Source organism: Christensenella sp. (assembly GCF_034927525.1).
Taxonomy (GTDB): domain Bacteria; phylum Bacillota; class Clostridia; order Christensenellales; family Christensenellaceae; genus Christensenella.
This window is the reverse complement of sequence record NZ_JAYFPU010000369.1, coordinates 1-9,755: the sequence shown is the minus strand read 5'-3', so window position 1 is coordinate 9,755 and position 9,755 is coordinate 1. Positions and strand designations below refer to the sequence as shown.

At 49.2% G+C, this 9,755-nt stretch carries 6 protein-coding genes; all 6 read left to right on the top strand.

Annotated features, from left to right (window positions below; translation table 11 throughout):
* Positions 1-1,764 (top strand): YgiQ family radical SAM protein (locus VB081_RS14560; protein WP_323401493.1); only part of this gene is annotated, 1,764 nt, incomplete at its 5' end.
* Positions 1,765-1,872: 108 nt separating this feature from the next.
* Entirely contained in the window at positions 1,873-3,348 is a 1,476-nt protein-coding gene (gene tig / locus VB081_RS14555) for a trigger factor (RefSeq protein ID WP_323401492.1), read from the top strand.
* A 45-nt stretch (positions 3,349-3,393) separates the two neighbouring features.
* Complete coding sequence (gene clpP, locus VB081_RS14550; RefSeq protein ID WP_323401491.1) at positions 3,394-3,978, top strand: ATP-dependent Clp endopeptidase proteolytic subunit ClpP; 585 nt, start codon at positions 3,394-3,396, stop codon at positions 3,976-3,978.
* 17 nt (positions 3,979-3,995) lie between these two features.
* Positions 3,996-5,294: an ATP-dependent Clp protease ATP-binding subunit ClpX gene (clpX, locus tag VB081_RS14545; protein ID WP_323401490.1), complete on the top strand. Its 1,299-nt coding sequence runs from the start codon at positions 3,996-3,998 to the stop codon at positions 5,292-5,294.
* Positions 5,295-5,410: 116 nt separating this feature from the next.
* Positions 5,411-7,375: a DNA gyrase/topoisomerase IV subunit B gene (locus tag VB081_RS14540; RefSeq protein ID WP_323401489.1), complete on the top strand. Its 1,965-nt coding sequence runs from the start codon at positions 5,411-5,413 to the stop codon at positions 7,373-7,375.
* The coding region (gene gyrA, locus VB081_RS14535; protein WP_323401488.1) for a DNA gyrase subunit A at positions 7,365-9,755 on the top strand (2,391 nt) is incomplete at its 3' end. The genes VB081_RS14540 and gyrA, both read left to right, overlap by 11 nt.

Below are 9,755 nucleotides of genomic sequence, written 5' to 3'. Positions count from 1 at the left end.
ATGGAAGTTTTGTTGCCAGTAAATAAGGGCGATATGAAACACGCAGGGATAAAGCAGCGTGATTCTATTCTGGTAACAGGGGATGCCTACGTGGATCATCCTTCCTTTGCACATGCCATTATTTCGCGCTATCTTGTCGCGCACGGCTATTCCGTCGGCATCCTTGCACAGCCCGACTGGAGAAAAACAACAGCTTTTGAGGTACTGGGACGTCCAAGGCTCGGCTTTTTGATCAGCGCGGGAAATATGGACAGCATGGTCAATCTGTACACGGTAAACAAGCGCAGGAGAAGGCAGGATATGTATACACCGGGCGGAAAAACGGGCAAGCGTCCGGAGCGCTCTACAACGGTTTATGCAAAGAAGATACGCGAAGCATATGGGGATATTCCGATCATTATCGGCGGGATCGAAGCGAGCCTGCGGCGGTTTGCGCACTATGACTATTGGGACAACGATGTGAAGCCGTCGCTGCTCACACAAAGCGGCGCGGATATCCTTGTTTACGGGATGGGGGAACACGCCATTGTCGAACTGGCGGAGGCGCTTGACGGCGGACTTGCCGCAAGGGATATTACTTATGTCGAAGGAACTATGTATCGTGCGCCCGATCTTTCACGTGTGTATGAATATGAACAGCTGCCAGCATATAAGAAGGTAAAGACAGATAAAAAAGCATATGCGGACGCTTTTGTGCGCCAAATGCACGACCGGAAGCACGTGCTTGTCCAGCAGCACGACGATGAATATGTTGTACAGAATATCCCGGCGCAGCCGCTTGATCAGCAGGAGCTGGATTTTGTGTACGCTTTGCCCTATACGAGAAAGGCACATCCGATGTATGAGCAGGCTATTCCCGCTTTGCTGGAGGTGCAGTATAGCATCACCGCAACACGCGGCTGTGCGGGTGCGTGCGCCTTTTGTGCGCTGTATTATCATCAGGGCAAGGACGTTGCGTGGCGCAGCGAGAAGAATATCGTGGAAGAAGCGGCTGATTTTGTAAAGGATAAGGATTTCAAAGGATACATTCACGACGTAGGCGGCCCGACCGCTAATTTCTATGGGCTGAGGTGTACAAACCCAAAGGGAAGGTGCGACACGCGCCGCTGCCTTACGCCGGAGAAGTGCAGATTTTTAAAGGAAGACCACACGAAGTATCTGCATCTGCTGCGGCGGCTGCGGAACATGAAGGGGATCAAAAAAGTATTTATCCGCTCGGGGATACGGCACGATTATGCACTGCTTGACAAAAGCGGCGAATTTGTGCGCGAATTGGCGGCATATCATGTAAGCGGTCAGCTCAAGCTTGCACCCGAGCATGTAAGCCCGGATGTCCTTACCTGTATGGGCAAGCCGGATATTGAGAAATATACGCGGTTTTGCCAGAAATTTGAAGCGGCCTCCAAGCGCGCGGGCAAGAAACAGTATACATTGCCTTACTTTATGTCGTCACACCCCGGCAGTACGCTGATGGATGCCGTGCGTCTTGCGGAGTTTATACGCGATACAGGCTTTATGCCCGAACAGGCGCAGGACTTTTATCCGACGCCGGGCACGCTTGCGACATGTATGTATTACACGGGTTTTGACCCGCTCACAGGAAAAAAGGTATACATCCCTAAGTCGCCCGAAGAAAAAGAGATGCAGCGCGCACTGATCCAGTATAAAAACCCAAAAAACCGGACAGTGGTAAAGAAGGCTTTGCGCAAGGCAGACCGTGACGATTTGATCGGGAACTCTAAGCGTTCTTTGGTACGCGAATAATTGCGGAATGTGTTATTTGTGGTTGCGTGCGGGGTATAAATATAGTATACTGTTTCCTGTATTGTTCTACGAAATTTGTAAGTATTGTAGCAATTTAGGAGGAAAGATATGACTGCAAAACTGGAGAAGCTGGATGGCAATAAAGTAAAACTGGAGATCACCGTTTCAGGAGATCAGTTTGAAGAAGGTATTCAGAAAGCGTATCAGAAATCGAGAGGGAAATTCAACATTCCCGGATTCAGAAAAGGAAAGGCGCCGAGAGGGATCATCGAGAACTTCTATGGCCCGCAGGTGTTCTATGAAGACGCGCTTGACGAGATCATCCCTGAGGCTTACCGTGCGGCAGTCGAAGAAAATAAACTTGACGTGGTTTCGAGACCGGAATATGACGTATTGAGCATCGACAAGAAGGATGGCGTCGTGATAACGGCGGAGGTTGTTGTAAAACCTGAAATAAAGCTTGGAAAATACGAAGGCTTGAAAGTCAAAAAGCCGGTAGAGAAGATCGCGGCAAAGGATGTGGACGCGGAAGTCGAAAAGACGCGCGACCAGAACGCAAGATGGGTTGAGGTTGAGCGCGCTGCAAAAGACGGCGATACCGTTATCATTGATTTCTTAGGTTCGGTGGACGGCGTTCCGTTTGAGGGCGGCGAGGCAAAAGAGCAATCGCTTGTACTTGGGGAAGGACGTTTTATCCCGGGGTTTGAAGAGCAGATCGTTGGCATGAAAGCGGGAGAACAGCGTGATATTAATGTGAAGTTCCCGGAGGGTTATACACCGGAGCTTGCAGGAAAAGACGCTGTGTTCGCGATCACGCTTCATACGGTGAAGCAAAAGGAACTGCCGGAGATCGACGATGATTTTGCACAGGACGTATCAGAATTTGATACGTTGGCTGAATATAAGAAGGATATCAAGAAAAACATGCAGGAGCGCGCCGACATGAAGGCGAAGGCCGAGCTGGAAAATCAGCTTTTGACGGCGATCGCGAACGACATCAAGGCGGATATCCCGGAGGTCATGATCGACAACCAGATCGACTATCAGATTCAGCAGATGTCTTATCAGCTGATGTATCAGGGGATGAAAATCGAAGATTATCTTCAGTATATCGGCATAACGATGGACGACCTTCGCAAAGAATACAGGGAAGGTTCTGCCCAGCAGGTGAAAATGCGCCTTGCAGTGGAAGCTTTGTTAGATAAGCTGAAGATCGACCCGACAGAAAAAGATATTGAAAAGAAATACGAGGAGCTTGCAAAGGCGGAGAATAAGACAGTCCAGGAATACAAGGACATGATGGGCACGCAGGAGCTTGATTATTTCAAGGATCGCGTTGCGATGGAACAGTTGTTTGATTATCTGGTTTCCAAGGCCGAGGTGGAAGAAATAGACGCCAAGGTATGGGAAAAAGAACAGGCTGAAAAAGCGAAAAAGGAATCCGAAAAGAAGGAGCCCAAGAAGAGCACAGCCAAAAAGCAGGCGACAAAAAAGGAAACAGCAAAGGCTGCTGACAAGACAGCGGAAAAGAAGCCCGCTGCAAAGAAAACGACAGCCAAAAAAGAAACGACAAAAAAAGCATAAGGTGAAGTATGCGAGGGTGCATGCTTTACGAAGGGAGGATCCTTTATGAGTTTAGTACCTATGGTCATAGAACAGACAAACAGGGGAGAACGGTCTTACGACATTTTTTCCAGATTGTTGAAAGATAGAATCATATTTTTGGTGGGTGAGATCGACGATATTACCGCAAATCTTGTGGTGGCACAGATGATCTTCTTAGAAGCGGAAGACCCGGACAAAGATATCTATTTATACATCAACAGCCCCGGCGGTTCCATTACGGCCGGTATGGCGATCTACGATACGATGCAGTACATCAAGTGCGAAGTCAGCACGATCTGCATTGGAATGGCGGCGTCTATGGGCGCATTCCTGATGGCAGCGGGCGCAAAGGGCAAGCGTAAATCCCTGCCCAACAGCGAGATTATGATCCACCAGCCGTTAGGCGGTACACAGGGTCAGGCGACGGATATTGCCATCCACGCGCAGCGGATTTTGGACATCAAAGACAAGATGAACAAAATTTTAAGCGAACGAACAGGTCAGTCTCTTAAAAAAGTCCAGAAGGACGTTGAACGTGATTACTTCATGGGCGCGGAAGAAGCGCTTGCATATGGTGTAGTCGACGAGATCATACCTGCGAAACGATAAACGTTTAGAGGTGAAACATGTACGATAATTATAACGACGATGATAAGAAGCAGATCAAATGCTCCTTTTGCGGCAAGCCGCAGGACGAGGTAAAACGTTTGGTCGCAGGCCCCGGCGTATTCATTTGCGATGAATGTGTGGAGCTGTGCCGTGAGATCATCGACGAAGAATTTAAAGAAGCGGCGAAATTTGATCTAAAGGATGTTCCGAAGCCGCCGGAAATCGTCAGACTGCTTGACGACTATGTCATCGGACAGGAAAAAGCAAAAAAATACCTTGCCGTAGCTGTGTATAACCATTACAAGCGCATCAACGCGGAAACGTTGGAGGACGGCACGGAGATACAAAAGAGCAATATTTTGATGCTTGGACCTACAGGAAGCGGCAAAACGCTGCTTGCACAGACACTGGCGCGTATCCTCGATGTTCCGTTTGCCATGGCGGACGCGACATCGCTGACAGAAGCCGGTTATGTGGGTGAGGACGTGGAAAACATCCTCTTAAAACTCATTCAATCGGCAGATTTTGACATCGACCGTGCACAAAAAGGGATCATTTATGTCGATGAGATCGACAAGATTTCCCGTAAGAGCGATAACCCGTCCATTACGCGTGACGTATCGGGCGAGGGTGTACAGCAGGCATTGCTGAAAATATTAGAGGGTACGGTTGCGAGCGTGCCGCCGCAAGGTGGCAGAAAGCATCCGCATCAGGATTTCCTGCAGATCGACACGACAAACATTCTGTTTATTTGTGGCGGAGCCTTCGACGGACTTGACGAAGTGATCGAGCGCCGGACAGGCAAAAAATCGATGGGATTTGGTGCTGATGTGCAGAGCAAGACAAACAAAAACATCGGGCAGTTGTTCGAAATGATCGAATCTGAAGATTTGCTGAGCTATGGCCTGATCCCTGAGTTTGTCGGACGTTTGCCGGTGGTCGTAAACCTGCATTCGCTTGATCAGAAAGCGCTTGTCGATATTCTGAAAAAGCCGAAAAACGCACTGACAAAGCAGTTTAAGAAGCTGTTCTCCATTGACGGTGTAGAGCTTGAGTTTGACGACGAGGCACTTGAAGAAGTTGCGAAGCTCGCGATTGAACGCAAAACGGGCGCGCGCGGACTGCGCAGTATCATCGAAAGCTCGATGATGGATATCATGTATGATATTCCGTCGCGCAACGATATTTTAAAATGTGTGGTCACAAAAGATACGATCAGCAACAAGAAACCGATGCTGGTGGTAGGCGATAAGCCGGAGCCAAGCAAGGTGGAATCGATCACAGATACGCAGAGCGAACAAGAATCGGTTTCCTAAGCCGAAAACGAAGAGCGGATCAAGTATCCGCTCTTTTTTGTTTGCTATATTTTGTGGTTTGATATATAATTATACAGGATTTATTACAGAATATAGTATTTTTCGGAGGACAAGACATGTCAAAGGCATATACCGCCGGAGATATACAGGTGTTAGAGGGGCTGGACGCGGTACGCCGCCGTCCGGGTATGTATATCGGGACGACGAGTATCAAAGGATTGCATCATTTATTATGGGAGATCGTTGATAACGGTATAGACGAAGCGGCGAACGGGTTCGCCGACAAGCTGCTGATCACGATCCACCCGGATAATTCCATATCAGTAGAAGATAACGGCCGTGGCATCCCTACAGGGCTGCATCCGGAACTGAAAATTTCTGGGGTGGAGGTCGTATTTACACAGCTGCATGCAGGCGGCAAATTTAACAACGAAAATTATGCTTATTCCGGCGGATTGCACGGCGTAGGCGCTTCTGTTGTGAACGCGCTTTCCAAATGGCTCGATGTCGAAGTATACCAAAACGGCAAGGTGTATTTTCAACGCTATGTGACGGAGGTGGACGCCAAAGGCAAGCTTCACACAGGGCAGGCGGTCGCACCCTTAAAGGAGATCGGTGAATCGAGAAAACACGGCTCTAAGGTTACCTTTTTGCCGGACGACACGATCTTTGACGAAGTGAATTTCAACTATGATACCATTCGCCGCAGATTGCGGGAGCTGGCTTTTTTGACAAAAGGACTCAAGATTGTATTTGCGGACGAGCGAGAGCTCATTGGTGGACGGCCAAAAAAGGAAACATTTGAGTATACAGGCGGTATCATGGATTTTGTGCTGTATTTAAACAGGGACAAAACGCCGCTGCACGCAGCGCCTATCCTTCTGGAAGGTCAGCGCGGAGATATCCTCGTCAGCATTGCGATGCAATACAATTCCAGCTATACGGAAAGTATTTTCTCTTATGTAAACAACATTCCGACTACTGAAGGCGGAATGCACGAAACGGGCTTCAAAACTGCGATCACAAAGGTGATGAACGACTATGCCCGTACCAATAATCTGCTGAAAGAAAAGGAAGCGAACCTTACGGGTGATGATTTCCGTGAGGGGCTTTGCGCTGTCGTAAACATCAAGATGAAGGATGTACAGTTTGAAGGACAGACAAAGACGAAGCTGGGAAACGCGGAAGCGCGCGTCGCCGTAGAGGCGGTGGTAACGGAAAAGCTTTCTGCATTTATGGCTGATTTAAACAACACGCAGATGTGCACCAAGATATTGGAAAAGGCGATTTCGGCCGCGAAAGTACGTGACGCAGCACGCAAGGCAAAGAAAATGGAGCGTGCAAAAAACAAGCTGGAAAGTGCGCCGCTTGTCGGAAAGCTCTCCGCTTGTACGGGCAGAAAAGCAGAGCTCAATGAGCTTTTTATCGTAGAGGGCGACAGTGCGGGCGGCAGCGCGAAACAAGGACGCGACCGTCGTTTTCAGGCGATCCTGCCGCTGCGCGGCAAACCGCTCAACGTGGAAAAGAAGCGTGTAGATCAGGTGCTTGCCAACGAAGAGTTCCGTTCGATCATCACAGCACTGGGCGCAGGGTTTGATGATAGTTTTGTGCTCGGAAACATGAAGTATAATAAAGTGATCATACTGGCAGATGCCGATCAGGACGGCGGGCATATCCGTGCGATTCTGATCACGTTCTTCTATCGTTATTTCAAGGATCTGATCACGGACGGGCATCTGTATATCGGACGTCCGCCTCTTTACAAGATCGCGCGCGGAAACAAGGTGCTGTATGCTTACAATGAGGAGCAGCTCGAAAAAGCAAAGGTCGAGGTAGGCCGTGGTTATACGGTGCAGCGCTATAAGGGGCTGGGGGAGATGAACCCGGAGCAGCTGTGGGATACGACAATGGATCCGGAAAAGCGCTCGCTGATCCGAGTGACGATCGAGGATCTTGCGGATGTGGAAAGCATCGTAACGACGCTGATGGGCGACAATGTCGAGCCGCGCAAGCAGTATATCGCGGAATATGCGAATTTCAATAAGCAGGATAATTTTGAGGTAGCGCAGTATGAAGACTAAGCAGATCGTATTCAACGAGGAGATCATAGAAGAAGCGCTTGAGGAGGTCATGCACACCTCTTTTATGACATATGCGGAGTATGTTACGATGGAGCGTGCCCTGCCGCGTGTAGAGGACGGATTAAAGCCGGTGCAGCGGCGTATTTTATATACGATGTACGACCTCGGTATCCTGCCGGACAAGCCTTATAAAAAGTCGGCAAGGATCGTCGGCGAAGCGCTCGGTAAATATCATCCGCACGGTGACAGCAGCGTTTATGACGCGATGGTGAGGCTTGCGCAGCCATACGCGATGCGTATGCCGCTTGTGGACGGTCATGGCAACTTTGGATCGATGGACGGCGACAGCGCCGCCGCGATGCGTTATACGGAAGCGCGGCTTTCTCCGCTTGCGCTTGAAATGCTACGCGATTTAAATAAAGATACGGTTCCGTTCCGCCCGAACTTTGACGATACGGAGCGTGAGCCGGATATGCTACCCGCCCGTTATCCCAATCTGCTTGTAAACGGGTCTTCGGGCATCGCCGTCGGTATTGCGACAAATGTTCCGCCGCACAATTTGGGCGAGGTCATCAAGGGCGTGGTCACGCGTATCGATCAGCCCGAGTGCAGCCTGAAGGATGTGATGAAGCACATCAAGGCGCCTGATTTTCCGACGGGGGGCTATCTTCTTGGCGGAGAGGGATTGCAGCAGGCGTATGAGACGGGCAGGGGTAAAATCCTTATCCGTGCAAAAACACACATAGAAAAGACAAGCTCAGGCAAAAACCTGATCGTCGTGACAGAGATACCGTACGAAGTCAAAAAATCGGCGATGCTGGAAAAGATACTCAATGTGAGTGAAAGCAAAAAGGAATTGTTTGCCGGGATCGACGATATTCGCGACGAATCGGACAGGGAAGGCATCCGCGCGGTTATTGAGATCAAAAAAGGGCACGATCCGGAGAAGATACTCAACCTGCTGTATAAATATACGGACTTACAAACGACATTTGGCATCAATATGATGGTCATTGCCGATGGCTCGCCCAGACAGCTTGGTTTGATGTCTATTATTGACTACTATATCGCGCACCAAAAGAACGTTGTTACACGTCGCACGCAATTTGACCTTGAAAAAGCGGAAAAACGCGAGCATATTTTGCTGGGGCTTATTATCGCAGTCAAAAATATCGACCGCGTCATCAAGATCATCCGCGCTTCCAAAAACACGGAAGAAGCAAAAAAAGCGTTGATGCAGGAATTCAACCTGACAGGTATACAAGCACAGGCGATCCTCGATATGCGCCTTGCGCGTCTTACAAATCTGGAAGTGGAACTTTTAGAAAACGAATACAAGGAAGTTGTTGCGCTTATCAAATATCTGCGCTCCATCCTCGGTTCGGAAGCAAAGCTGCTGGAGGTCATCAAGGAGGAGCTTGTCGCGATCGGCGATAAGTATGCGGACAAGCGCCGTACCCAACTGATGAATGAGGAGCACGCGAAGATCGAAGTGGATGAAAGCGAATTTATGGTCGTTGAAGACTGTGCTATCATTTTGACACGCGGTGGCAACCTGAAGCGTATGTCGCAAAAAGCGCTGCAAAAAGGGATCGAAGCAGGAGAATTAGAGGAAAAGCTGCAGCCGGTCATGATTTTGCAAACGGATACGGCAAACAAGCTTTATCTGTTTACCAATAAAGGCAATATGATGATGATGCCAGCTTTAAGTGTGCCGGAGGCACGCATGAAGGAAGCGGGCAAGTCTCTGAATGCGCTGATGAGCGGTATCGACGCAGGAGAAGAGATATTAAGTATCATCACCAAAGCAGATTTTGAAAAGAAGCTGATGTATTTTGTAACAGCAGGCGGGCTTGTCAAGGCAACGGACATGAAGGAATTCGACGTGAAAAAATCGAAGATCATGGCGTGCGGCCTAAAAGATGGCGACGAACTGATCTATGCAAAGCCGTCCGATCCGACGCTGCACAATATGCTTTTCATTACGTCGGAGGGGATGTCTATCAACATCAAAAAAGACGAGATATCTGTCATGGGACGGAGCGGCAAAGGCGTAGGAGCGATCAAGCTTGGTAAGAATGCAAGACTTGTTTTTGCAGAACAGATCGAAAACGGTCAGGACGGCGAAGTGTTGCTGATGGCAGAAAAAGGTTATGCCAAGCGTACGCCGATCGCAGAGTTTGAAGAACAGGGCAGGAATGGTAAGGGCCTAAAAGCATACCTGCTGAATGACAGCACGGGAAAAGCGATCATCGGCGCGTTGATTTTGAGTAACATCGCGACGGTCACTGTGCTGCAAAAATCCGGTGATATGCACAAACTGCAAACGGATAGTGTACCGCAGGATGCGCGTAACACGAAAGGCGAGCAAGTCGTACTC

What these genes read in the sequence shown, in the direction of transcription:
- clpX (WP_323401490.1), top strand. Translation starts at nt 3,996, where the DNA reads ATGTACGATAATTATAACGACGATGATAAGAAGCAGATCAAATGCTCC.
- clpP (WP_323401491.1), top strand. Translation starts at nt 3,394, where the DNA reads ATGAGTTTAGTACCTATGGTCATAGAACAGACAAACAGGGGAGAACGG.
- VB081_RS14540 (WP_323401489.1), top strand. Translation starts at nt 5,411, where the DNA reads ATGTCAAAGGCATATACCGCCGGAGATATACAGGTGTTAGAGGGGCTG.
- tig (WP_323401492.1), top strand. Translation starts at nt 1,873, where the DNA reads ATGACTGCAAAACTGGAGAAGCTGGATGGCAATAAAGTAAAACTGGAG.